The organism is Citrobacter enshiensis, assembly GCF_029338175.1.
GTDB lineage: Bacteria > Pseudomonadota > Gammaproteobacteria > Enterobacterales > Enterobacteriaceae > Citrobacter_D > Citrobacter_D enshiensis.
Window position 1 is genome coordinate 1,046,701 of sequence record NZ_CP119862.1, and the last position, 25,735, is coordinate 1,072,435.

The following is a 25,735-nucleotide window of genomic DNA, read 5'->3' on the forward strand; positions in this document are numbered from 1 at the left end:
CATGTTTACCTTTATCAAAAAAGTCATTAAAACCGGCACACCGACCTCGTCTTATCCACTTGAGCCGATCGCGGTTGATAAAAACTTCCGTGGTAAGCCGGAGCATAACCCGCAGCAGTGTATTGGCTGCGCGGCCTGCGTGAATGCCTGTCCGTCAAACGCGCTGACGGTCGAAACCGATCTGACCACCAATGAACTGGCCTGGCAATTCAACCTCGGTCGCTGCATCTTCTGTGGCCGTTGTGAAGAAGTCTGCCCGACGGCGGCGATTAAGCTGTCTCAGGAATATGAGCTGGCGGTATGGAAGAAAGAAGACTTTCTGCAGCAGTCTCGCTTTGCGCTGTGCAACTGTCGCGTGTGCAATCGTCCTTTTGCTGTTCAGAAAGAGATCGATTACGCCATTGCGCTGCTTAAGCACAACGGCGACAGCCGTGCGGAAAATCACCGTGAAAGCTTTGAGACCTGCCCGGACTGTAAGCGCCAGAAATGCCTGGTGCCGTCCGACCGTATTGAACTGACTCGCCATATGAAAGAGGCCAGCTGATGAGCAATTTATTAGGCCCACGTGATGCCAATGGTATTCCGGTACCGATGACGGTGGACGAATCCATCGCCAGCATGAAAGCGTCGTTACTGAAAAACATTAAGCGTTCGGCGTACGTCTACCGTGTGGACTGCGGCGGTTGCAACGGTTGCGAAATTGAAATTTTCGCCACCCTCTCTCCGCTGTTTGACGCCGAGCGTTTTGGTATCAAAGTGGTACCGTCGCCGCGCCACGCAGACATTCTGCTATTTACCGGCGCGGTCACCCGCGCAATGCGCTCACCGGCGTTACGTGCCTGGCAATCTGCGCCAGATCCGAAAATTTGTATCTCTTACGGGGCCTGCGGCAACAGCGGTGGTATATTCCACGATCTTTATTGCGTCTGGGGCGGCACCGACAAAATCGTACCGGTGGATGTCTACATTCCTGGCTGTCCGCCAACGCCTGCGGCAACGCTGTACGGCTTTGCGATGGCGCTGGGTCTGCTGGAGCAGAAAATCCATGCGCGCGCGCCAGGTGAACTGGATGAACAGCCTGCTGAGATCCTGCATCCGGAGATGGTGCAACCGCTGCGCGTGAAGATTGATCGCGAAGCGCGTCGTCTGGCCGGTTATCGCTATGGCCGCCAGATTGCCGATGATTACCTGCGCCAGTTAGGGCAGGGCGAGCATCAGGTGGCGCGCTGGCTCGAAGCAGAGAACGATCCGCGTCTGACCGAGATCGTCACGAATCTTAACCATGTTGTTGAAGAGGCGCGTATCCGATGAGTGAAACGGTGGTGTTCAGTCAACTGAGCCGTAAATTTATTGATGAGAATGATGCAACGCCCGCCGAGGCGCAGCAGGTCGTCTATTACAGCCTGGCGATTGGCCACCACCTGGGGGTCATTGATTGTCTGGAAGCGGCGTTGACCTGCCCATGGGATGCCTACCTGGCCTGGATCGCCACGCTTGAAGAGGGCAGTGAAGCCCGCCGTAAAATGGAAGGCGTTCCGAAGTACGGCGAAATCGTCATTGATTTTAGCCATGTGCAAATGCTGGCGCGCGCGTTTGATAACGCGCTCGCCGTGCAGACGCCGCCACAACAGGCGTGGAGCAAGCTGATGCTCAGCATGCTTCATGATATTCATCAGGAAAGCGCCATCTATCTGATGGTGAGGAGACACCGTGACTGACGTTTTATTGTGTGTCGGCAACAGTATGATGGGTGACGACGGCGCAGGCCCGCTGCTGGCGGAAATGTGTGCCGCAGCGCCGAAAGGTGACTGGATTGTCATTGACGGCGGCAGCGCGCCGGAAAACGACATCGTGGCGATTCGCGAATTACGCCCGAGCCGCCTGCTGATTGTGGATGCCACCGATATGGGGCTCAATCCCGGTGAGATCCGCATCATCGATCCTGACGACATCGCCGAGATGTTTATGATGACCACCCATAATATGCCGCTCAACTACCTGGTCGATCAGCTCAAAGAGGACGTTGGCGAGGTGATTTTTCTGGGGATTCAGCCGGATATCGTTGGGTTCTACTATCCGATGACTCAGCCGATCAAAGATGCCGTAGAAACGGTTTATCAGCGCCTGGAAGGCTGGGAAGGCCACGGTGGATTTGACGAATTAGAAGCGCCGGACGAGTAATCATCATTAAAGCCGGATAGCAGCGAAAATGCCATCCGGCACTGCCCGTTACGCTAAATCTTCCCCGTTACTGGCAATCACTTTCTTATACCACCAGAACGATTTTTTCCGCGTCCGTTCCAGCGTACCGTTTCCGGAGTCGTCCCTGTCGACATACACGAATCCGTAGCGCTTGCTCATTTCGCCGGTAGACGCCGAAACCAGATCGATACACCCCCAGGTGGTGTAGCCCATCAGCGGCACGCCGTCTTCGATAGCGTCGGCCATCGCCCGAATATGCTCGCGCAGATAGCTGATCCGGTAATCGTCGTTGATGTTGCCGTTGGCATCGATTTCATCTTTCGCGCCGAGACCGTTTTCCACCAGAAATAACGGTTTCTGATAGCGGTCGTACATCATGTTCATGGTGATGCGCAGACCGAGCGGGTCAATGCCCCAGCCCCATTCGCTCACCGTGATGTGGGGGTTACGCAGGGACTTCACCACGTTGGCTGCGGTGGTGTTTTTCGTGTTCATCTCCGCCGAGGCGCAGCGTGACGCGTAATAGCTGAAGGAGACGAAATCGACGGTATTTTTCAGGATCGCATCATCTTCCGGGGCTTTCTCAATCACCACGCCTTTTTCGCGGAATACGCGAGCGGAATAGGCGGGATACGCGCCGCGCGCCTGCACATCAATAAAGAACAGGTTTTCGCGGTCTTTTTCCAGCGCCGTCCAGACATCTTCCGGTTTGCAGGAATAGGGGTAAAAGTTCCCGCCCGCCAGCATACAGCCGACCTGGTTTTGCGGGTTGACCTCATGGGCGATTTTGGTCGCCAGGGCGCTGGCGATCAGCTCATGGTGCGCGGCCTGATATTTCACCTGATCCTGGTTTTCCCCCTCTTCAAACACCAGACCGGCACCGGAGAACGGGCTGTGCAGCATAATGTTGATTTCGTTGAAGGTGAGCCAGTATTTCACCAGACCATCAAAGGCCTCGAAGCAGGTACGCGCATAACGGGTAAAGAACTCTACCATCTTACGGTTACGCCAGGAGCCGTACTCCGTGACCAGATGCATCGGCACATCGAAGTGACACAGCGTGACTAACGGCTCGATACCGTACTTTTTGCACTCGGCAAACACCGCGCGGTAAAACGCGATGCCTTCCTCGTTCGGTGTCAGTTCGTCGCCGTTAGGGTAAAGGCGGCTCCAGGCAATAGAGGTGCGAAACACCGTGAAGCCCATTTCCGCCATCAGCGCGATATCATCTTTATAACGATGATAAAAATCAATTGCCTCGTGGCTCGGATAAAACTCGTCATCCCGCAACTGGAAACGCTTTTCCTGACCCAGTTTCACCGGCATACGGCGCTCGCCGTGTGGGATCATATCGACGGTGGTCAGCCCTTTGCCGCCTTCCCGGTATGCCCCTTCAGACTGGTTGGCGGCCAGTGCGCCGCCCCATAAAAATCCTTGCGGAAATACAGACATAGTAAACCTCAATTAATGCCAGTCAGACGCTGGCGCCTTTCGCAGTATTCGGTTGTGTGGCCTGGTTTTTTCTGGCCTGTTCAGCCGCATCTTCGACAGGAATATCTTCAAAGCCAAGGAGTAACGTCAGCACAAAGGACAGCACTACTGCTAACGCCATTACCCCAAACACCCACACGATAGTCATCGGATTGGCGGGGTCGAAGAACTGAACGCTGGTGAACAGCCCCGGTGCGGCCATTGAGTGGCTGGCAAGACCTGCCATCCCGGCGACCGCGCCGCAGATAAAGCCGCTGATAAGACTCGCAATCAGCGGGCGTTTCAGACGTACCGCCACCCCGTAGAGCGCCGGTTCAGAAATCCCGGCCATAATGGCGGAGGCGGCGGCGGCCAGCGCCGTCTGGCGCAGTTCCGGGTTTTTGGTTTTCCAGGCGACGGCTAAAGATGAACCGCCCAGCGACAGGTTGGCGCCAATTTCTGACGGCATTACCATGCCTTCTTTGCCTGTTTCAGCGATGGTCTGGATGATGGTTGGGGTAAAGACGCGGTGCATCCCGGTCATTACCAGCAGCGGCCACAGTGCGCCCATAATGGCGACGGAAAGCCAGCCGAGATAGCCGTGGATGGTGTAGACCAGCGCGGAAATGGCGCTACCGATCCAGATGCCAATCGGGCCAATCAGCACAATGGCGAGCGGGGCGGCGATCAGGACGATCAGCATCGGTTTGAGGAAGTTTTTGGTCACCGCTGGTGTAATACGATCGACCCAGCGTTCGATGTACGACAGACACCAGGTCATTACCAACGCCGGGATCACCGTGTAGGTATATTTCACCGCGGTCACCGGGATCAGGGCGAACTCCACGTGCTCACCCTGGGCAGCTTTCGCCATCAGATCGATAAAGCTCGGATGCACCAGCACGCCCGCGATGGCAATTGCCAGCGACATATTGGTTTTGAATTTAATGGCTGCCGACGCCGCGACCATCAGCGGCAGGAAGAAGAACGCGCCGTCGCCGATCACGGTCAGGATGGTTAGCGTCGAAGAGCCTTTCACCAGCACACCGGTCATTTCCAGGATCATGGCCAGCAGTTTCAGCATCGATCCGCCGATAATCGCCGGGATCAGCGGGGACATGGTGCCGATCAGCGCGTCAAGGATCCCCGCGCCAATGCGTTTGAGCGTCAGCTTCGGTTTGCCGACAGGCGCTGCGGGCTGCATCTCTCCAGGAAGCAGATTCACGATTTCACGATAGGCCTGTGAAACGGTGTTGCCGATGATCACCTGACATTGGTTGTCATTGCGGACCACGCCGAGTACGCCGCTGAGCGCTTTTAAGGTTGCGCTATCGACACGTGAGTCTTCTTTGACGACGAAACGCAAACGCGTCATGCAGTGTGTGACGGCAGTAATGTTGTCGACACCACCCAAAGCCGACACGATGGAGCCCGCCAGTGCCGCATAATTCTTGGACATCGGATTTTACCCTGTTTTATCAGTAAGGTACGTTATATTTTTGCCGCACGCTCGCCTGAGCGATCGTCAGTGATGAAACTCGATGAGAAACCGGTTCCACAAAATAATGAATATATTGAAAATATTAAGCAAGTAATGCGGTGTATTAATTTTTATTTTGTGACTTACGTCAAATTACAGCACTGCAAGACGACAACTTACACTAGAAACAGCGTGACGTTTTTTTTGGTCTGGTGAGATGCTCGCAGGTGATATAATTTATTCCATGGTGCTATTCAGAAAAACCATGGGTATTAATCTTATGGCAAATATCATGGTCAGTCACAAAGTAATGTTCGATCGCTATTTCTTTGCAATGTTTATAAGGGGTAAACAGAGTAATGTTTAAGTAAACCACAGACTAATAAAAAATCCTGGCAAATTCTATTATCAGCCACGTAGTAATTTTTTAATGTTGGATCCTGGCAAGGTTCATAAGCTGTAAACATGGCAATGTACAAGTAAATAATAAGAGAAGAAATTTTAATAAAATGAAAAGAGAGAAAAACAGGATTGCAATTATCGTCGCATATCTTTGGAATCTCTTAGGTGGTTCATTATTTTTTGAAAACAATGAAAGGAAAGCATATAAAATGACATAGATAAACATTGGCGATGTGCAGGCCAGTGCGATGACCTTCCCGTTGAACCAGAAATAATTACTACTGGTAAAGAAGAGAAGCAGATATCGCCAGGGCAGATTGAGGGTGAGAAATACAAAAATACTGAGAATGATAATGGTGAATATACAGGCCGCTCGTATTTTTATTCTGTCGAAAGTGGTTGGGGGACTTTCTTTCATATGTTTTCTCAATTATGTGAATTATAAGCCAGAAGAATGTTCGTGGTGGTTTTTTTCAAGGCTCATGCAAATGTCATTATTGTTCACGTAATAATCCTGAGTTTCGAGTTCTTGACAGGGTTTATAGTAAGTGAAGAATGATATGTAAAAATACAAAAATAAAGATAGTGCATTTATTAATAAAAAAGCAGAAAGAAGAGTAATCCCAAATAGATTAACTCTATAAGTCATGTTTATTGATGGCTCATAATTAGTGATGAACATTGTGATTGATATATATATTATTGCAAAAATGCATGCTGGGGCGACGGAAAGAAGAGAGAGGCTTCTGCCATTGAACCAAAAATGATCGCTATTTTTGAATATTAATGAAAGGTCATGATATGGTATATCTATTATATTGAATAGTAAAACACAGAGTATAGTAATAGAGAGAATTCCCCCTGCTATTCTTAGCGCTTTTTTTAGAATAAATGTTAGCGTTGTATTCATATTTTTCTCAATTATGGATACTAAAAAATAAAACTTCACGTCCTAGTTTCGCACTACCGCACGTGAGGAAGATGAGTGTATCGTAGATGAAACACTTAAAAATCTGTTACGATTAAATACATCTCCAGTTAGAGCAAGTGTCAATATCACAACCTGATTAATAAAAGAGTCTTTTCTCAAGATGCCTGCAAATATTGTAGTCTGTCACATAGTAATTTTTTAATGTTGGTTCCTGACATTGTTTGTAAGGAGATGAAATTCCAATGTAAAGGTAAAAGATGATGGAGGATACATTTATTAAAATAAATGTTATGAGCGAGATTAATCCGAAGATATTCACACAATAAGTCATTTTATTTGATGGTTCATAGTCAATGAAAAATAGAGTGATTGCCACATAAATGATTGTAAAAATACATGCTGGTGCAAATGAACATAGTGCAATATGCCTTCCGCTGAACCAGAAATGATCGCTATGACTAAATAGTAATAGCAGTTCGTTATAGGGGATATGAAAATCAAAGTACAGCATTGCACTGAGCGCAGTAATGGAGAAAATTCTTGCAAATGTTAGTGTTAATCGTTGCGACAATGTGTTCTCTTTTTTCATTTTTTGCTCCGTTATAAAGATGATAATATAAAGGCATGCTGCGCATTAGCTTATGTGATTTAAATCAGGATTTATTTTCTCGAGCATGTCACGGGTCCCCCCTGTTGGTATGATGAGTGAATGTGCAAGAGGGCGTTTATTTTCAAGATAAGGTTAATAAAAACCGTGCGTATCAATCTTAGAACAAACCTTATCATTAATAACATAATAGTTTTTTAGCTCAGGAATTTCACAAGGTTTGAAGGGGGAGAATAACATAATGTAGAAATAAAAAAACAGAGTGGCTATATTAAGTAGTGTAAAAAGCACCATGCAACTTATAGCAAATATGTCCCCAAAAATATCTAGTTTTTTTGGGGAGCGATGTGTTTTAGAGAAAATTGCAAAAAATGACATAACAATGCAATATGTTAATAATGGCACTGCGGATAAACATGCAATGCGTCTGCCATCGAACCAAAAATATTCATGACTTTTAGTAATGAAAATCATATTATGAAAAGGTAGGTTGACTGCTAACACGATGAGTGCGCCCATTAGCACAGCAACTGCCATAATTACAAGGCGCAGGCCTATCTGTTTCAATAAATTAATGCAGTAGCTTTTCATGTTTTTATCAATTATTCAGGTTATAAAAAAGTGTGAAAGCCTTGGTGTCGATTATTGCCATGTTTTCTTAATGTGGGCTATTCAGAAAAACCGTGGGTGTTAATCTTATGACAAATTTCAGGGTCAGTCACAAAGTAGTGTTCGATCGCTATTTCTTTGCAATGTTTATAAGGGGTAAATAGAATAATATATAGATAAAAAAACAAAGATGCTATGTTCAACAATAGAAGAGATAGTATGGTGATAACTGCTATAATCCTACCAAATGTATTCAGTCTGCCCGGAAACTGATGGTCTTTGGTGAATATAACAATCAGGAGAGTGAACATAACGAATGCCAGCAATGGGACTGCAGATAAGTAAGCAATGTGTCGTCCATCGAACCAGAAATATTCGCTTTCCGTGAAAAACAACGCAATGTCATGATAAGGGATGTCTATCGCAAACGATAACGCCATGCATAATATGATGATTACACCTACTGCCCATATGATTATTGCTATGTTTTTTAATGGAACGATAGTCATGATTTCTCCTATAGTTAACTAAATGGACTTTGAACATGCAGGTTTTTTGCTTTATAACGGGTTCCATTAAGAATACGTCGCAGACTGGGGTAGCCGGTGATTTTAATGTAGGACACGCCATTGTATTTACAGGTTGTCGCGGCGATGCCTAAACCTTTAAAATTGAACGTCAGTTGATTGGCTTCATTAAGGTATGTCGTGAAATCCCTGGCCGCATGCGCCCCATCCCAGATATCTTTGATGTTGCCGCCGCCCAGCTTGTAAGAGAAAAAATCGTCGGCTTTACCAATGAGATCGCTCAGGATGCCTCTGGCTTCCTGTAGCGTAAATAACATGATGTAGCGCGTGTTTCTGGCTAACAACTCCTCCATATGGGGAAGCGTGTCAATGTAAGGGTGGTTGGGTACCAGTTGGTTGATGGGTTGCTGACCGCGCAGAATATCGCCCATTGAATCAGCCCATGAATCCCCTCTGAGGTCTTGTCCATATCTCATCCTTGCTTCTCCTGATGATACGTTGTCAGAAAATTCGCTCTTCCCACAGACTGTAGGTGCTGGTGCCTGCTACACAGTGCTCCCAGCTAATGGATTTATAGGTAAAAGATATTCTTTCCTGCACCTCTTCTCCGTCGTGGTGAATATTGTGAGGAACGTGGAGATCAATTTCAGCAATGCGCGCATCGGTCAGTTTTATCTGGTAGTAACGTTCGTTACAGCCGGTTCTGTCCGTTCGATAAAAATCAAAAGTGCAACTGAGGGATTCATTCTCTGAAATGGCTTTCGCTAACAGTGGGGACGATTTATCAATCGGCTTAATGATCGAGATGTTGTGGTGATTCACATTTTGTTCGCGCGAAAGGGTATGTGCCAGGGTGAAAATAAATATTTGATCGTTATGCGCAATTTGCGCCTTATTACCGACAGATGCCAGACTCAGGCATCCGGAGGATATCAGCCCTTGTTGCTCACCTTCTAGCGTGAGGTAAATTAACCCGGCCATATGAACACTCCTTATTCATTCATTATATGTATCTAATCAGCATCAAATAGAAAATATAAAACTTCTGCAGTATTCTCCGTTCGGAAATACAAATAAATCAGAAACGCGTGCAACGGTTAATTTTGCGCACTAATAGATAAAAACGTTTATTAATGGTTTAGGTAATTAACGTAAAGGAATCCAATATATCCTGATAACCATGATAGTGAAGAGGTGAGGGCCGTGGACTAAACGCTGCAAATTCGGTTGCGCTGAAGTAAACTTCCCGCCATCAAAACGTAAGGAATGAGTAATATGACGACGATGCTGGAAGTGGCGAAGCGCGCCGGTGTGTCGAAGGCGACGGTTTCCCGGGTGCTTTCAGGTAACGGCTACGTCAGCCAGGAGACCAAAGACCGCGTATTTGAGGCTATCGAAGAGAGCGGATATCGCCCTAACTTGCTGGCGCGCAGTCTGGCGGCCAAGAGCACCCAGACGCTCGGCCTGGTGGTGACAAATACCCTGTATCACGGCGTCTATTTTAGCGAGTTGCTGTTTCATACGGCGCGTATGGCGGAAGACAAGGGCCGTCAGTTGCTTCTTGCCGATGGTAAACACAGTGCCGAGGAAGAGCGTCAGGCGATCCAGTATCTGCTCGATTTGCGCTGCGACGCGGTGATGATCTACCCGCGTTTTCTCAGCGTGGACGAGATAGACGACATCATCGACAGCCATTCTCAGCCGATTATGGTGCTTAATCGTCGGTTGCGGAAAAACAGCAGCCACAGCGTCTGGTGCGATCAAAAACAGACCAGCTTTAACGCCGTCACGCAGTTGATTGCCTCCGGTCACCAGGAGATCGCGTTTATTACCGGCTCAATGGATTCCCCGACGGGCGTGGAACGTCTTTCTGGTTATAAAGATGCGCTGGTGCACCATGGCATCGCCTTAAATCATGATCTGATTGTGAACGGAAAATGGACGCCCGCCAGCGGAGCGGAAGGCGTCAACACGCTGCTCTCGCGTAACGTCAATTTCACGGCGCTGGTCGCCAGTAATGACGACATGGCGATTGGCGCAATTAAACAGCTCCACGAGCAGGGAATGAGCGTACCTGCGCAGGTGTCGGTGATAGGGTTCGATGATATTGCGATGGCACCGTATACCATTCCGGCACTTTCCAGCGTCAAAATTCCGGTCACCGAGATGGTTCAGGAGACGATTGGGCGACTTATCTTCATGCTGGACGGCGGGGCATTTACGTCTCCCAAATCCTTTACCGGCGAGCTTATCCGCCGCGACTCGCTAGCGCTGTCACATCCGGGCTAAGGGTTGTCAATTGTCATCGTCACTAGTGACGATGACACCTCAAAATCGCACAGCATAAATAAAAATTCGTTTGATAACAGTCAGTTAAAAACTGGCACGAATTATGAATACTTCGGCACATAATCTGTCATTGCTGGAGAATTTGATGAACCGTTTCATCATTGCTGACGCTACGAAATGCATTGGTTGCCGTACTTGTGAAGTGGCCTGTGTGGTATCCCATCAGGAAGACCAGGACTGCGCGTCGCTGACCCCTGAAACCTTTTTACCGCGCATCCATGTTATCAAAGGGGTGAATGTCTCCACGGCGACGCTGTGCCGTCAGTGCGAAGACGCACCGTGCGCGAATGTCTGCCCGAACGGTGCAATCAGCCGTGATAAAGGGTTTGTCCACGTCATGCAGGAGCGTTGCATTGGCTGTAAAACCTGCGTGGTGGCGTGCCCGTACGGTGCGATGGAAGTGGTTGTCCGTCCGGTGATCCGCAACAGTGGGGCGGGCCTGAACGTACGTGCAGAAAAAGCAGAAGCCAATAAATGTGACCTGTGTCATCACCGCGACGCGGGCCCTGCCTGTATGGAAGTGTGTCCGACTCACGCACTGATCTGCGTGGATCGCAACAAGCTTGAGCAACTGAGCGCAGAAAAACGTCGTCGTGCGGCGCTGGATTCTACCGCATCGCTGCTTTTCTGATTGCCGACGCACAAAATCATTCAGGAAACGTTCTGGCATCAAGGGAATTCCCGGAAATATTTGTAAAATACTTTTCGGGATTCACGATGGCGAGAACGACCACATGGCACTAAACAATCACTCCGGCGTACAGCTGCGTATTCGCGGTAAAGTGCAGGGCGTCGGGTTTCGCCCCTTTGTCTGGCAACTGGCGCAGCAACTGCAACTGCACGGCGATGTCTGTAATGACGGCGATGGCGTCGTCGTTCGCCTGCTGGAAGAGCCCACCACGTTTATCGCTGAACTGCATCAGCATTGTCCGCCGCTGGCGCGTATCGACAGCGTTGAGAGTGAGCCATTTGTCTGGTCGCAGCGGCCTGCTGACTTCGCCATTCGCCAAAGTGCGGGGGGGACGATGAACACGCAGATCGTCCCGGATGCCGCCACTTGCCCCGCCTGTCTGACCGAAATGCGTACCCCTGGCGAGCGGCGCTACCGTTACCCCTTTATCAACTGTACCCACTGTGGCCCACGCTTCACCATTATTCGCGCCATGCCGTACGACCGCCCGTTTACCGTGATGGCGTCGTTTCCGCTCTGTCCGCAATGCGACAAGGAGTACCGCGACCCGTATGACCGTCGCTTCCACGCGCAGCCTGTCGCGTGTCCGGCGTGCGGGCCGCATCTTGCGTGGTGCTCTGCCGATGTGCAGGCAGAAAAAGAAGAGGCGTTGCAGGCGGCGGTGGCGATGCTGAAAGCCGGGGGTATTGTTGCCATCAAAGGGATTGGTGGTTTTCACCTGGCCTGCGATGCGCGCAACAGCGATGCGGTAGCCATGCTGCGGGCGCGTAAGCATCGTCCGGCAAAACCGCTGGCGGTGATGTTGCCGACAGAAAAAGGTCTGCCGGAAGCGGCACGCCGTCTGTTGACCACACCCGCCGCCCCGATTGTGCTGGTGGATAAACAGTACGTTGATTCGCTCTGCGACGGCATTGCGCCCGGGCTTGCGGAAGTCGGCGTGATGCTGCCCGCCAATCCGCTACAGCATCTGCTGTTGCAGGAGATGAACTGCCCGTTGGTGATGACCTCCGGCAATCTGAGTGGTAAACCTCCCGCCATTACCAACGCACAGGCGCTGGACGATTTGCAGGCGATTGCCGACGGCTTCCTGTTGCATAATCGCGACATCGTGCAGCGGATGGATGATTCCGTGGTGCGTGATAGTGGCGAAATGCTGCGCCGTTCACGGGGTTATGTGCCGGACGCGCTGGCGTTACCGCCGGGTTTTCGCAACGTGCCACCGATGCTTTGCCTGGGGGCCGATCTCAAAAATACCTTCTGCCTGGTGCGCGGCGAGCAGGCGGTGCTGAGCCAGCATCTGGGCGATCTCAGCGATGAGGGTATTCAGACTCAGTGGCGTGATGCGCTGCGCCTGATCCAGAGCATTTATGACTTTACGCCGCAACGCATTGTCTGCGATGCGCATCCGGGGTACGTCTCCAGCCAATGGGCGAGTGAGATGAATCTGCCGACTGAGATTGTGTTGCACCATCATGCCCACGCGGCGTCGTGCCTGGCCGAACATGGTTGGTCGCTGAACGGCGGCGATGTGATCGCCCTGACGCTGGACGGCATCGGGATGGGCGAAAACGGCGCGCTGTGGGGTGGCGAGTGTTTACGGGTTAATTATCGTGAATGTGAGCATCTTGGTGGACTGCCCGCCGTGGCGCTTGCCGGTGGCGATCTTGCCGCGAAGCAACCCTGGCGTAATCTGTTAGCGCAGTGTCTGCGTTTTGTGCCGGACTGGCAGCGCTATCCGGAAACCGCCGACGTGCAGCGACAGAACTGGAGTGTGCTGGCGCGGGCGATTGAGCGCGGGATTAATGCACCGCTGGCCTCGTCATGTGGGCGTCTGTTTGATGCCGTTGCCGCCGCGTTAGGCTGTGCGCCAGCGTCGCTGAGCTATGAAGGGGAAGCGGCCTGTACGCTGGAAGCATTGGCTTCACAGTGTCAGGGCGTTGAACATCCGGTGACGATGCCATTGATCGGAAATCAACTGGATCTGGCGACCTTCTGGCACCAGTGGCTGAACTGGCAGGCAACGCCCGGTGAACGCGCGTGGGCTTTTCACGATGCGCTGGCGCGAGGGTTTGCCGCCATGATGCGTGAACAAGCCGCATCGCGCGGGATTACGACGCTGGTATTCAGCGGTGGGGTGATGCATAACCGCTTGCTGTCGTCGCGGCTGGCCTTTTATCTTGCTGATTTTACGCTGTTGTTCCCGCAGCAATTACCGGCGGGCGATGGCGGGCTTTCGCTGGGGCAGGGGGTGATTGCCGCAGCGCGCTGGCTGAACAATTGTGATATGCCGGATGGCGACGCGTAGCATCTTATCCGGCGCTACAAAGCGCCATATGTCGTGGGCCGGATAAGGCATAGCCGCCATCCGGCACAACGTCATTTACACCGGCAGCGTTTTCAACAGGGCGAAAGCCTCCTTCATTCTGTCTTCACTGACGACGAAGGCGCGCAACTGGCCTTCGTCGTTCATCCCTCTGGCAACCATTCCGTCGGCTTCTGCGGCGATGTGCCAGTTCAGATCCCGACGCTGGGTTTCCCCGGCCAGATGTAACGGCAATTCCGGTGTTTTGATTTTCACGAGCATGGCGGGCAGCTTCAGCGGAACGTTGCCGCCGAGCAGGTTTTTCGCCAGGTACATCGCGCTGAGCTGAATCGGCTGCAGGAAGGGCAGTACCTGACCATTGATTTCCGCGCAGTCACCGAGGGCATAAATATCCGGATGACTGGTTTGCAGGTAGCTGTCCACGCAAATGCCGCGATTGAGAGTTAAACCGGCGCGACGCCCCAGCGCCGTTTCCGGACGCAAACCGGTAGCGGCGATCACCACGTCGACCTCAACACTGCGCTGACGATCGAACGTGGCACGAATACCGGACGCCGTTTTCTCCAGCCCCTGAAGCTGTGATTTCAGCAACAGATGCACGCCCATATCGGTAAGACGATGCTGTAAGCGACTGCTCACTTCCGGCGGCATCAGTGAAGCCAGAATGCAGGCGGCGTTATCAATCAACGTCACGGCTTTGCCCGCCCGGCAGAAATCCATCGCCAGCTCGCTGCCGATCAGACCGCCGCCGACAATCAACACCCGGTGCGCGTCGCGCAGTTGCGTTTCACACGCGCGGTACTCCTGCTGACTGTTCAGAGTGAGCATTAACTCACGCCCGGTAACAGGAGGGACAAAGGCTGAAGCCCCGGTCGCCAGCACCAGCTTGTCGTATCGCCACTGCATGTTCTGACTTTTCACCACATGGGCATCGGCATCAATGTCGGTGACCCAGGTATGCGGGAACAGGCGTAAAGTAAACTGTTCGGCAAACTCACCCGCCGACTGGCGGGTGAGGTCGTCAGCGCGCTGTGCCTGGCTGATAACGTGGCTGAGGTCGGGCTTGTTATATTCATCCATGCTGTCAGCCGCAATCAGGGTTAACGGGATATCAGCATCCTGTTTACGGATGTTTTTGACTAACTGGCGGGCGGCGAAGCCCGAACCAATAATGACAATTCCGTGGCTCATTTTGCCTCCGTTGCCAGTACGTCGAAGACCTCTTTACCCAATGAACATTCCGGGCAGAGGAAGTTGTCCGGAACGTCGCTCCACGGTGTTCCCGGAGCGACATCCTGCAGGGGTTCGCCTTTGGCGGGATCGTAAATCCACTGGCAGACGCTGCATTGCATGCAGGGGCCGAGGTCGGCTGCCGCTGCGGCAGCACAGACGCACGCTTCCTCTTTGGCGGTCGCTGTGACATGGGTTTCCGGCAGCGGAGCGAGTGCCCACTGACGCGCAATCTCACGACCATGCTGACGGCACAGTTCCAGCGCATCCAGATCCGGGCGCCATTTGGCTTTCAGGCTCAATGACATTTCAAAACCGGCATCCTGCAAGCGGGTAGAGAGACGGTCAACCGCGCCGCCGCTCCAGCCGTGAGATCCAAAGGCGCTGGCGCGTTTGTTGCGAAAACGCAGGCCGGTCATCTCTTCGACCAGGCCAGCGATTTTCGGCATCATCACGTTGTTCATCGTGGAGGTGCCGACCAGCACGCCTTTGGAGCGGAAAACGTTGGTCAGAATTTCGTTTTTATCGCTGCGGGCGACGTTAAAGATTTTCACCGCCACGTTTGGGTCCACTTCGTTAATCCCCTGAGCGATGGCGTCCGCCATCATGCGGGTATTGTTCGACATGGTGTCGTAGAAAAGAGTGATGCGGTCTTCCTGATAATCCGCCGCCCATTTCAGGTACATCTCAACAATCTGCGTTGGGTTGTCGCGCCAGACCACGCCGTGGGAGGTGGCAATCATATCGACCGGCAGATTAAAACCGAGGATTTCGGTGATTTTTGGCGTCACCAGGCGGCTGAATGGGGTCAGAATGTTGGCATAGTAACGCTGGCACTGTTCGAACAGTTCGGTCTGATCCACTTCGTCATTAAACAGACGTTCATCGCAATAGTGCTGACCGAAGGCGTCATTACTGAACAGAACCGCATCGCCGGTCATATAGGTCATCATGCTGTCCGGCCAGTGCAGCATCGGGGTTTCAACGAAGATCAGCTGTTTGCCGTTGCCGATATCCAGTGCGTCGCCGGTTTTCACCACGTTGAAATTCCACTCCGGATGATGATGATGGCCGGTGATAGAATCAATGGCATTCGCGGTGCAGTAGATAGGCGTATCGGGGATCTGCATCATCAGCTCGGTCAGCGCACCGGCGTGGTCCTCTTCTGCGTGGTTGATGATGATGTAATCAATGTCTGCGAGGTCAATTTCACTGCGCAGGTTTTGCACGAATTCACGGCTGAACTTATGGTCGACGGTGTCGATCAGCACATTTTTTTCTTCACGGATGAGATAGCTGTTGTAGCTGCTGCCGCGCAGCGTTTTATATTCAGTCCCGTGAAAATCACGGACTTCCCAGTCACGTTGGCCAACCCAATGGATGTTATTTTTAACCAGAATAGACATAGCAACCTCAATGAATTCAGTGTTTTCCCCAAAAGATGTCTTTCTGATTGCAGGTTGTGTGCCAACTTTTTAACATTATGATTTTAAACTGTTTTTAAAATAATACTCATAAATTGGTAGTCAAAATGACTATTCATTAAATGGTCACTATGACAGTATGAATGGTCAAAATGACAATGAGGGTGTTATGCGTTTTTCCGTTGATGTACTGGCGAGCATCGCCATTGAATTACAACGCGGTATCGGCCATCAGGACAGATTTCAGCGCCTGATCACGACGCTGCGGCAGGTGCTGGAATGTGATGCCTCCGCATTGTTGCGCTACGAGGCGCGCCAGTTTATCCCGCTGGCGATTGATGGCCTGGCGCGCGATGTGCTCGGCAGACGCTTTACGCTGGAAGGGCATCCGCGCCTGGAGGCCATCGCCCGCGCCGGGGACGTGGTGCGCTTCCCGGCCGACAGCGATTTACCCGACCCCTATGACGGATTGATTCCAGGGCAAGAGAGCCTGAAGGTACACGCCTGTATTGGCCTGCCGCTGTTCGCCGGACAGAACCTGATTGGCGCGCTGACGCTCGACGGCATGGCGCCGGACCAGTTTGATGTTTTCAGTGATGAAGAACTGCGTCTGATTGCCGCGCTGGCGTCCGGGGCGCTGAGTAATGCGCTGCTGATTGAACAACTGGAAAGCCAGAATATGCTGCCGGGTTCATCCTCCGCGTTTGAGCCGGTGAAAGAGACGCAGATGATTGGCCTTTCACCCACCATGATGCAGTTAAAAAAAGAGATAGAGATTGTGGCGGGCTCTGACCTCAACGTGCTGATCAGCGGCGAAACGGGAACCGGTAAAGAGTTGGTGGCAAAAGCCATCCATGAAGGCTCGCCGCGGGCGGTGAATCCGCTGGTCTATCTCAACTGCGCCGCGCTGCCGGAAAGCGTGGCGGAGAGTGAACTGTTTGGCCATGTCAAAGGGGCGTTTACCGGAGCCATCAGCAACCGCAGCGGTAAGTTCGAAATGGCCGATAACGGCACCCTGTTCCTGGATGAGATTGGTGAACTGTCATTAGCGCTGCAGGCCAAGCTGCTGCGTGTTTTGCAGTACGGCGATATTCAGCGTGTCGGCGACGATCGTAGTCTGCGCGTTGATGTACGCGTACTGGCGGCGACCAACCGTTGCCTGCGTGAAGAAGTCCTGGCCGGGCGTTTCAGGGCCGACCTGTTTCACCGTTTGAGCGTTTTCCCGCTTTCCGTGCCGCCTCTGCGCGAGCGCGGTGAGGATGTGGTGCTGCTGGCAGGCTATTTTTGCGAGCAGTGTCGGCTGCGGTTGGGACTTTCGCGCGTGGTGTTGAGTCCCGCCGCGCGCAGTCACCTGTTGCACTATGGCTGGCCTGGGAACGTGCGCGAACTGGAACATGCGATCCATCGTGCCGTGGTGCTGGCGAGGGCAACGAAAGCAGGGAATGAAGTGCTGCTGGAAGCCACGCATTTTGCATTACAGGACGCGTCGGCTGTACCTCAGCCGGAACCGACGACAGAATTGCCGCTCAATCACAATTTGCGGGAGGCGACGGAGCGTTTTCAGCGGGAGATTATCCGCCGGGCGCTGGCGCAAAATAACCACAATTGGGCGGCCAGCGCGCGGGCGCTTGAAACAGACGTCGCCAACCTGCACCGACTGGCGAAGCGTCTGGGACTCAAAGATTAGAGAATGCCTGCCTGATAAAAATCCTGCAGGTTAATCGCGCCGGTGAGTTTACCGTTTTCATCCACCACCGGGGCGGCGGTAATTTTGCGCTTCATCAGGATCTCTTTGGCGTCAATGGCGCGGCTTTGTGCCTGTAGCGTGACGCCATTGTGAGTCATCGCGTTACTGACTGGCGTGGTGAGCGCACCGCCGCCCACTAACCAGCGACGCAGGTCGCCGTCGGTAAATACGCCTTTCACATAGGCTTCATCGTCACAGACCGCGACCAGACCCAGCCCGGTACGGCTCAATTCCAGCATCGCGTCCATCACGCTGGTGGCAAGCTGAACCTGAGGCACCGCATCGTCGCGGCGCATCAGATGATGCACGTTATTCAACAAACGTGCGCCCAGTGCGCCAGCCGGGTGAGAGCGGGCGAAGTCTTCCTCGTTAAAACCGCGCGCCTGCATTACGGCCATCGCCAGCGCATCACCCATCATCAGGGTATTTACCGTACTGGAGGTTGGCGCCAGATGCATCGGGCAGGCTTCACGTTCGACGGAGATATCCAGCACGGCTTTCGCCGCCAGACCCAGCGGGGAGGTGGGTTTCCCGGTCATCGCCAGCAGGGCGACCGATTTGTCTTCGAGGCGCGGAATGATGAGATCCAGCTCTTTCGCGCCGCCGGAATAGGAGATAAACAGCATAACGTCACGGCTTTCGATCATCCCCAGATCGCCGTGCAGCGCTTCCGCCGGGTGAACAAAAAAAGCCGGAGTGCCAGTGCTGGCGAGGGTTGCCGCGATTTTTTTGCCAATATGACCGGACTTGCCGATACCGGAGACAATCACCTTGCCTTCGCAGTGGATAATGGTATTCGCGGCGCGGATAAAATCATCGCCCAGACGCTCCGGCAGACGGCTCGCTTCCTGTAACTCCAGCATTAATGTCTGACGGCCCGCGTTCAGTAGTGCATCACTCATTGGTTTCTCCGGTTATGATCACTTCAACCCCTTTTGCCGATGATCAGGAACAACGAAAACTGCCGCTGTTCCCGCTTATTCACGCAATAGCAGTACGCGATGATAGTGCATTCAGGGGGCGTGAATCATAGAAAAAGATCATGTTGAAGAGGGATTCATCACTAGCGTGATAAAAGGAATCGCGATTTTTGCTGCTAAAAATAGGTAGCGATAGCGACTACCGCTTCCTTGTGCGACGGAGGATGCTTTACCATACTTCACCCTGGCTGAATTTGTTTAATGGATGTCTCATGTTCAAGCGTCGTTATGTAGCGTTACTTCCCCTTTGTGTGTTGCTGGCTGCCTGTAGCAGCAAACCGAAACCTTCAGAGACTCAAACGACAACGGGGACGCCGTCCGGCGGTTTCCTGCTTGAGCCCCAACACAACGTGATGCAGATGGGCGGCGATTTCGCCAATAACCCCAATGCGCAGCAGTTCATCGACAAAATGGTGAGCAAACACGGCTTCGACCGCCAACAGTTGCAGGAGATCCTGTCACAGGCTAAACGTCTGGATTACGTGCTGCGTCTGATGGACAGACAAGCCCCGACGGCTCAAGCGCCTACCGGACCTAACGGCGCATGGCTGCGCTATCGCAAGCAGTTCATCACCCCGGATAATGTGCAAAATGGCGTGGTGTTCTGGAATCAGTACGAAGATGCGCTGAACCGCGCATGGCAGGTTTATGGCGTACCGCCGGAAATCATCGTCGGGATTATCGGAGTTGAAACGCGCTGGGGGCGTGTGATGGGCAAAACGCGCATTCTGGATGCGCTGGCGACGCTGTCGTTCAACTACCCACGCCGGGCGGAGTACTTCTCCAGCGAGCTGGAAACCTTCTTACTGATGGCGCGTAATGAACAGGATGACCCGCTGGATCTGAAAGGTTCCTTTGCGGGTGCGATGGGGTACGGACAGTTTATGCCGTCCTCCTACAAAGAATATGCGGTTGACTTCAACGGCGACGGTCATATCAACCTGTGGGATCCGGTCGATGCCATCGGTAGCGTTGCAAACTACTTTAAAGGACACGGTTGGGAGAAAGGCGATACGGTGGCGGTGATGGCTAACGGCCAGGCGCCAGGCCTTGAGAATGGCTTTAAAACCCAGTACAGCCTCTCCCAACTTGCCGCTGCCGGGTTAACGCCGCAGCAGTCGCTGGGTAATCATCAAAAGGCCAGCTTGCTGCGTCTTGATATCGGTACCGGCTACCAGTACTGGTACGGTTTACCGAACTTCTACGCCATTACCCGCTATAACCACAGCACCCATTATGCCATGGCGGTCTGGCAGCTTGGCCAGGCCGTCGCGCTGGCACGCGTACAGTAATACTCTTTTGCCGGATGGCGGCTTTGCCTTATCCGGTCTATGGGGCTGAGTTCCTTTGTAGACCGGATAAGATGCCAGAGCATCGCTATCCGGCACTATTTTTAACGCGGTTAGTCTATTTCCTGAATCCTCCTCGTAAAATGGTCACCTCATCCCCATCTCAACGAGGGAAGTGGTATCTTGTCCGGCATATTTTTTAACTGACAGAGGTCGGAATGACTGACAGTGAACTGATGCAGTTAAGTGAACGGGTGGGGCTGGCGTTAAAAGCGCGCGGCGCCACCGTAACGACAGCGGAATCCTGTACGGGCGGTTGGGTGGCGAAAGCCATTACCGATATCGCCGGGAGTTCTGCCTGGTTTGAACGCGGATTTGTCACCTACAGCAATGAAGCAAAAGCGCAGATGATCGGCGTTCGCGAAGAGACGCTGGCTCAGCATGGCGCGGTCAGTGAACCCGTGGTGGTAGAAATGGCAATTGGTGCGCTGAAAGCCGCCAGAGCGCACTTCGCTGTCTCGATTAGCGGAATTGCCGGGCCGGAGGGCGGCAGCGAAGAAAAACCTGTCGGTACGGTCTGGTTTGCCTTTGCCAGCGCCAGTGGCGAAGGGATTACGCGTCGGGAATGTTTCAGCGGCGACCGCGAGGCGGTACGTCGTCAGGCGACGGCTTATGCGCTGCAAACCCTCTGGCAACAATTTCTACAAAACACTTGATACTGTATGAGCATACAGTATAATTGCGGCAACAGAACAGAATTTATTATCCGGTTTCATCCGGCATGACAGGAGTAATAATGGCTATCGACGAAAACAAACAGAAAGCGTTGGCGGCAGCACTGGGCCAGATCGAAAAGCAATTCGGTAAAGGCTCCATCATGCGCCTGGGTGAAGACCGTTCCATGGATGTGGAAACTATCTCCACCGGTTCGCTTTCACTGGATATCGCGCTGGGTGCGGGCGGTCTGCCGATGGGGCGTATCGTCGAAATTTACGGACCGGAATCTTCCGGTAAAACAACCCTGACGTTGCAGGTGATCGCCGCAGCGCAGCGTGAAGGCAAAACCTGTGCGTTTATCGATGCAGAACACGCACTGGACCCAATCTATGCCCGTAAGCTGGGTGTCGACATTGACAACCTGCTGTGTTCTCAGCCGGATACCGGTGAGCAGGCGCTGGAAATCTGTGACGCGCTGGCGCGTTCGGGTGCCGTTGACGTTATCGTGGTCGACTCCGTTGCGGCACTGACGCCGAAAGCGGAAATCGAAGGCGAAATCGGCGACTCCCACATGGGCCTCGCGGCACGTATGATGAGCCAGGCGATGCGTAAGCTGGCGGGTAACCTGAAACAGTCCAACACGCTGCTGATCTTCATCAACCAGATCCGTATGAAAATTGGCGTGATGTTCGGTAACCCGGAAACCACCACCGGTGGTAACGCGCTGAAATTCTACGCTTCTGTTCGTCTGGACATCCGTCGTATTGGCGCGGTGAAAGAGGGCGACAACGTGGTCGGTAGCGAGACCCGCGTTAAAGTCGTGAAGAACAAAATCGCGGCACCGTTTAAACAAGCTGAGTTCCAGATCCTCTACGGTCAAGGCATCAACTTCTATGGCGAACTGGTTGACCTGGGCGTGAAAGAGAAGCTGATCGAGAAAGCTGGCGCCTGGTACAGCTATAACGGCGAGAAGATCGGTCAGGGTAAAGCGAATGCGACAAGCTGGCTGAAAGAGAATCCGGCGACGGCGAAAGAAATCGAGAAGAAAGTACGCGAACTGCTGCTGAGCAACCAGGATTCAACGCCAGATTTCTCCGTTGATGATGGTGCAGACGTTGCGGAAACCAACGAAGATTTTTAATCGTTACCATGCCTGATGGCGACGCTCTGGCGTTTTATCAGGTTTACAATCAGAGGGCTGCATTTATGCGGCCCTTTTTGCATTTTATTTTTCGAAGGTTGTTATGAGCGAATCTACACCGCGCCGACCCGTTTATTCCCGTCTGTTAGACCGTGCCGTTCGCATTCTGGCGGTACGTGACCACAGTGAACAAGAGTTGCGCCGTAAGCTCTCTGCGCCGGTGATGGGTAAAAATGGGCCGGAAGAGATCGACGCGACGGCAGAGGACTATGAGCGGGTTATCGCCTGGTGCTATGAGCACCATTATCTTGATGACCATCGGTTTGTCGCACGCTTTATCGCCAGTCGTAGCCGCAAAGGTTATGGTCCGGCACGTATACGCCAGGAACTGAATCAGAAAGGTATTGCGCGTGAAGCAACAGAAAAGGCCATGCGTGAATGCGAGATTGACTGGTGTGGGCGCGCGCGCGACCAGGCTTTCCGAAAATACGGCGAACCACTGCCGACAGACTTTTCAGAAAAGGTAAAGATTCAGCGTTTTTTGCTCTATCGCGGCTACCTGATGGAAGATATCCAGGATATATGGCGAAATTTTGATGATTGAGCACATACGGGATTTTACTTCCCCGTAAAGAAAACTTATCTTATTCCCACTTTTTTCCGTTCAGGCGAGGGGCGTTTTATGATGACCTACGTCTGCGACGAATATTCCTTAAATACACCAAATCATTCAAGCCGCTCAAGGTGGCAAGTGAGTGAATCCCCTGGAGCTTACTGGAGTAAGTGACTGGGGTGAACAAGCGCAGCCAACGCAGAGGCGGTTTGAAAGATGAAGTGTAGATTGATTTCAGGATAATTATGAGCAAGAGCACCGCTGAGATCCGTCAGGCGTTTCTCGACTTTTTCCATAGTAAGGGACATCAGGTAGTTGCTAGCAGCTCTCTGGTTCCAAACAATGACCCCACTTTGTTGTTTACCAACGCCGGGATGAACCAGTTCAAGGATGTTTTCCTTGGGCTCGACAAGCGTAATTATTCCCGCGCAACGACCTCTCAGCGCTGCGTGCGTGCGGGTGGTAAGCACAACGATCTGGAAAACGTCGGTTACACTGCACGTCACCATACTTTCTTCGAAATGCTGGGTAACTTCAGCTTCGGCGACTACTTCAAACACGACGCGATTCAATATGCGTGGGAACTTCTGACCGGTGAAAACTGGTTTGCCCTGCCAAAAGATCGCCTGTGGGTGACCGTCTACGAAACCGACGATGAAGCCTTTGAAATCTGGGAAAAAGAAGTCGGCATTCCGCGCGAACGTATCATCCGCATTGGTGATAACAAAGGTGGTGCGTATGCGTCTGACAACTTCTGGCAGATGGGCGACACCGGTCCTTGCGGCCCGTGCACCGAGATTTTCTATGACCACGGCGACCATATCTGGGGCGGCCCTCCGGGAAGCGCAGAAGAAGATGGCGATCGCTACATTGAGATCTGGAACATCGTCTTCATGCAGTTCAACCGTCAGGCTGACGGCACCATGGAACCGCTGCCGAAGCCTTCTGTGGACACCGGTATGGGGCTGGAACGTATTGCGGCTGTGCTGCAACACGTTAACTCCAACTATGAAATTGACCTGTTCAGCTCGTTGATTAAGGCCGTGGCGAAAGTCACTGGCGCGACTGACCTCAATAACAAGTCGCTGCGCGTTATCGCTGACCACATCCGCTCCTGCGCATTCCTGATTGCCGATGGCGTTGTACCGTCGAACGAAAACCGTGGCTATGTGCTGCGTCGCATCATTCGTCGTGCAGTTCGTCATGGCAACATGCTGGGCGCGAAAGAGACATTCTTCTACAAGCTGGTTGGCCCGCTGGTAGAAGTGATGGGATCTGCTGGTGAAGAGCTGAAGCGTCAGCAGGCTCAGGTTGAACAAGTTCTGAAAACTGAAGAAGAGCAGTTTGCCCGTACGCTGGAGCGTGGTCTGGCGCTGCTGGATGACGAACTGGCGAAGCTGACTGGCGATACGCTGGACGGCGAAACTGCTTTCCGTCTGTATGACACCTACGGCTTCCCGGTTGACCTGACGGCGGACGTTTGCCGTGAGCGCAACATCAAAGTTGATGAAGCAGGCTTTGAAGCCGCTATGGAAGAACAGCGCCGTCGCGCGCGTGAGGCCAGCGGTTTTGGTGCGGACTACAATGCGATGATTCGCGTTGATGGCGCGTCAGAGTTTAAAGGCTACGACCATCTGGAACTGAATGGTAAGGTCACCGCGCTGTTCGTCGATGGTAAAGCGGTGGAAGTGATTAACGCAGGGCAGGAAGCGGTTGTCGTTCTCGATCAGACTCCGTTCTACGCTGAATCCGGCGGCCAGGTTGGCGATAAAGGCGAACTGAAAGGTGCAGGCTTCGCATTTGCAGTGAGCGACACGCAGAAATACGGCCAGGCGATTGGTCATATCGGTAAGCTCTCTGCGGGTTCTCTGAAAGTGGGCGACGCCGTGCAGGCCGATGTGGATGATGTTCGCCGCGCACGTATTCGTCTGAACCACTCCGCAACGCACCTGATGCATGCGGCGTTGCGTCAGATTCTGGGCACGCATGTGGCGCAGAAAGGTTCCCTGGTTAACGATAAAGTTCTGCGTTTCGACTTCTCCCATAATGAAGCCATGAAACCGTCTGAAATCCGTGCCGTGGAAGACCTGGTGAACGCACAGATTCGTCGTAACTTGCCGGTTGAAACCAATGTCATGGATCTGGACGCGGCGAAAGCGAAAGGGGCAATGGCGCTGTTTGGCGAGAAGTATGACGAGCGCGTTCGCGTACTGAGCATGGGCGATTTCTCCACCGAGCTGTGCGGCGGTACGCACGCCAGCCGTACCGGGGATATTGGTCTGTTCCGCATTGTTTCCGAGTCCGGTACTGCGGCAGGCGTTCGCCGTATTGAAGCGGTCACTGGCGAAGGTGCGATAGCGACTCTGCATGCGGAAAGCGATCGCTTAAACGATATCGCGCAGCTGCTGAAAGGCGATAGTCAGAATCTGGGTGATAAGGTTCGTTCTGTACTGGAACGTACGCGTCAGCTTGAAAAAGAGTTGCAGCAGTTGAAGGAACAGGCCGCAGCGCAGGAGAGTGCGAATCTTTCCAGCAATGCTGTCGACATCAACGGCGTGAAGCTGCTGGTCAGTGAGCTTGCGGATGTTGAACCGAAAATGCTGCGTACCATGGTTGATGATCTGAAAAATCAACTGGGGTCTACGGTTATCGTTTTAGCAACGGTAGCTGAAGGTAAGGTTTCTCTGATTGCGGGCGTGTCTAAGGATGTGACCGACCGTGTGAAAGCCGGAGAACTGGTAGGTATGGTCGCTCAGCAGGTGGGCGGTAAAGGCGGTGGTCGTCCGGACATGGCGCAAGCCGGTGGTACGGATGCTGCGGCTCTGCCTGCAGCGTTAGCCAGTGTGAAAGGCTGGGTCAGCGCAAAACTGTAATAACTATAAGCGTTAGCGAGCGCCGTAGACCTTGGTTTACGGCGTTTGCATCAACGCTATCGACAACGATAAAGTCAGGTTGAAGTTGTGTATATCGGCTAAACTTAGGTTTAACAGAATGTGATGCCGT

General features: G+C 52.5%; 21 protein-coding genes. 13 read left to right on the forward strand and 8 right to left on the reverse strand.

Going from position 1 to position 25,735, the window contains the following annotated elements; all coding sequences use genetic code 11:
- Window position 1 precedes the first annotated feature (1 nt).
- From hycF to hycI, 4 genes are read left to right on the forward strand one after another with little or no spacing between them, the layout of a single operon-like run.
- The gene (gene hycF / locus P2W74_RS05020; RefSeq protein WP_276294153.1) at window positions 2-544 is read left to right on the forward strand and encodes a formate hydrogenlyase subunit HycF; all 543 of its coding nucleotides are present in this window, start codon (window positions 2-4) and stop codon (window positions 542-544) included.
- Complete coding sequence (hycG, locus tag P2W74_RS05025; RefSeq protein WP_192613219.1) at window positions 544-1,311, forward strand: formate hydrogenlyase subunit HycG; 768 nt, start codon at window positions 544-546, stop codon at window positions 1,309-1,311. Before hycF ends, hycG begins: the two co-directional genes overlap by 1 nt.
- Window positions 1,308-1,718 (forward strand): formate hydrogenlyase maturation HycH family protein, encoded by a 411-nt coding sequence (locus P2W74_RS05030; RefSeq protein WP_276294154.1) that lies wholly within the window; start codon window positions 1,308-1,310, stop codon window positions 1,716-1,718. Before hycG ends, P2W74_RS05030 begins: the two co-directional genes overlap by 4 nt.
- On the forward strand, window positions 1,711-2,181 hold the full coding sequence (hycI, locus tag P2W74_RS05035; RefSeq protein ID WP_276294155.1) for a hydrogenase maturation peptidase HycI: 471 nt from the start codon (window positions 1,711-1,713) through the stop codon (window positions 2,179-2,181). Before P2W74_RS05030 ends, hycI begins: the two co-directional genes overlap by 8 nt.
- A gap of 48 nt (window positions 2,182-2,229) precedes the next feature.
- Here the strand turns inward: hycI and P2W74_RS05040 are convergent, their stop codons facing one another.
- The 5 genes from P2W74_RS05040 to P2W74_RS05060 form a co-directional block, all read right to left on the reverse strand.
- On the reverse strand, window positions 2,230-3,654 hold the full coding sequence (locus P2W74_RS05040) for a 6-phospho-beta-glucosidase (protein WP_276294156.1): 1,425 nt from the start codon (window positions 3,652-3,654) through the stop codon (window positions 2,230-2,232).
- 22 nt (window positions 3,655-3,676) lie between these two features.
- Complete coding sequence (ascF, locus tag P2W74_RS05045; protein WP_276294157.1) at window positions 3,677-5,131, reverse strand: PTS cellobiose/arbutin/salicin transporter subunit IIBC; 1,455 nt, start codon at window positions 5,129-5,131, stop codon at window positions 3,677-3,679.
- Window positions 5,132-7,227: 2,096 nt separating this feature from the next.
- Window positions 7,228-7,683 carry a hypothetical protein gene (locus tag P2W74_RS05050; protein WP_276294158.1) on the reverse strand — a complete coding sequence of 152 codons (456 nt, stop codon included), beginning with the start codon at window positions 7,681-7,683 and terminating at the stop codon, window positions 7,228-7,230.
- Between the two features lie 541 nt (window positions 7,684-8,224).
- Window positions 8,225-8,704, reverse strand: a complete 480-nt coding sequence (locus P2W74_RS05055; protein WP_276294159.1) for a hypothetical protein — start codon at window positions 8,702-8,704, stop codon at window positions 8,225-8,227.
- Between the two features lie 25 nt (window positions 8,705-8,729).
- On the reverse strand, window positions 8,730-9,209 hold the full coding sequence (locus P2W74_RS05060; RefSeq protein WP_276294160.1) for an Hcp family type VI secretion system effector: 480 nt from the start codon (window positions 9,207-9,209) through the stop codon (window positions 8,730-8,732).
- A 294-nt stretch (window positions 9,210-9,503) separates the two neighbouring features.
- Here P2W74_RS05060 and P2W74_RS05065 point away from each other — a divergent pair, with 294 nt between their 5' ends.
- The 3 genes from P2W74_RS05065 to hypF all read left to right on the forward strand — a co-directional run bounded on the left by P2W74_RS05065 (window position 9,504) and on the right by hypF (window position 13,573).
- Window positions 9,504-10,517, forward strand: a complete 1,014-nt coding sequence (locus P2W74_RS05065; protein ID WP_276294161.1) for a LacI family DNA-binding transcriptional regulator — start codon at window positions 9,504-9,506, stop codon at window positions 10,515-10,517.
- 145 nt (window positions 10,518-10,662) lie between these two features.
- Window positions 10,663-11,208, forward strand: coding sequence for an electron transport protein HydN (gene hydN / locus P2W74_RS05070; RefSeq protein ID WP_192613214.1), 546 nt, complete (start codon window positions 10,663-10,665; stop codon window positions 11,206-11,208).
- A gap of 103 nt (window positions 11,209-11,311) precedes the next feature.
- Window positions 11,312-13,573, forward strand: a complete 2,262-nt coding sequence (hypF, locus tag P2W74_RS05075; protein ID WP_276294162.1) for a carbamoyltransferase HypF — start codon at window positions 11,312-11,314, stop codon at window positions 13,571-13,573.
- A gap of 75 nt (window positions 13,574-13,648) precedes the next feature.
- On the opposite strand, the gene norW is transcribed toward hypF, so the two are convergent.
- Both norW and norV read right to left on the reverse strand, forming a co-directional pair.
- Window positions 13,649-14,782: an NADH:flavorubredoxin reductase NorW gene (gene norW / locus P2W74_RS05080; RefSeq protein WP_276294163.1), complete on the reverse strand. Its 1,134-nt coding sequence runs from the start codon at window positions 14,780-14,782 to the stop codon at window positions 13,649-13,651.
- Window positions 14,779-16,227, reverse strand: coding sequence for an anaerobic nitric oxide reductase flavorubredoxin (gene norV, locus P2W74_RS05085; protein WP_276294164.1), 1,449 nt, complete (start codon window positions 16,225-16,227; stop codon window positions 14,779-14,781). Before norV ends, norW begins: the two co-directional genes overlap by 4 nt.
- A gap of 187 nt (window positions 16,228-16,414) precedes the next feature.
- Between norV and norR the strand changes: the two genes are divergently transcribed.
- The gene (norR, locus tag P2W74_RS05090) at window positions 16,415-17,932 is read left to right on the forward strand and encodes a nitric oxide reductase transcriptional regulator NorR (RefSeq protein WP_276294165.1); all 1,518 of its coding nucleotides are present in this window, start codon (window positions 16,415-16,417) and stop codon (window positions 17,930-17,932) included.
- Here the strand turns inward: norR and gutQ are convergent.
- Window positions 17,929-18,894 (reverse strand): arabinose-5-phosphate isomerase GutQ, encoded by a 966-nt coding sequence (gene gutQ, locus P2W74_RS05095; RefSeq protein WP_276294166.1) that lies wholly within the window; start codon window positions 18,892-18,894, stop codon window positions 17,929-17,931. The two genes, norR and gutQ, sit on opposite strands and share 4 nt — an antisense overlap.
- A gap of 290 nt (window positions 18,895-19,184) precedes the next feature.
- Between gutQ and mltB the strand changes: the two genes are divergently transcribed.
- The 5 genes from mltB (at window position 19,185) to alaS (ending at window position 25,605) form a co-directional block, all read left to right on the forward strand.
- Window positions 19,185-20,264: a lytic murein transglycosylase B gene (gene mltB, locus P2W74_RS05100; protein ID WP_276294167.1), complete on the forward strand. Its 1,080-nt coding sequence runs from the start codon at window positions 19,185-19,187 to the stop codon at window positions 20,262-20,264.
- Between the two features lie 215 nt (window positions 20,265-20,479).
- Window positions 20,480-20,977 carry a nicotinamide-nucleotide amidase gene (gene pncC, locus P2W74_RS05105; RefSeq protein ID WP_276294168.1) on the forward strand — a complete coding sequence of 166 codons (498 nt, stop codon included), beginning with the start codon at window positions 20,480-20,482 and terminating at the stop codon, window positions 20,975-20,977.
- 80 nt (window positions 20,978-21,057) lie between these two features.
- Complete coding sequence (gene recA / locus P2W74_RS05110) at window positions 21,058-22,119, forward strand: recombinase RecA (protein ID WP_276294169.1); 1,062 nt, start codon at window positions 21,058-21,060, stop codon at window positions 22,117-22,119.
- A 103-nt stretch (window positions 22,120-22,222) separates the two neighbouring features.
- The gene (gene recX, locus P2W74_RS05115; RefSeq protein WP_276294170.1) at window positions 22,223-22,723 is read left to right on the forward strand and encodes a recombination regulator RecX; all 501 of its coding nucleotides are present in this window, start codon (window positions 22,223-22,225) and stop codon (window positions 22,721-22,723) included.
- A 254-nt stretch (window positions 22,724-22,977) separates the two neighbouring features.
- Window positions 22,978-25,605 carry an alanine--tRNA ligase gene (gene alaS / locus P2W74_RS05120; RefSeq protein WP_276294171.1) on the forward strand — a complete coding sequence of 876 codons (2,628 nt, stop codon included), beginning with the start codon at window positions 22,978-22,980 and terminating at the stop codon, window positions 25,603-25,605.
- The last annotated feature ends 130 nt before the right edge of the window (window positions 25,606-25,735 follow it).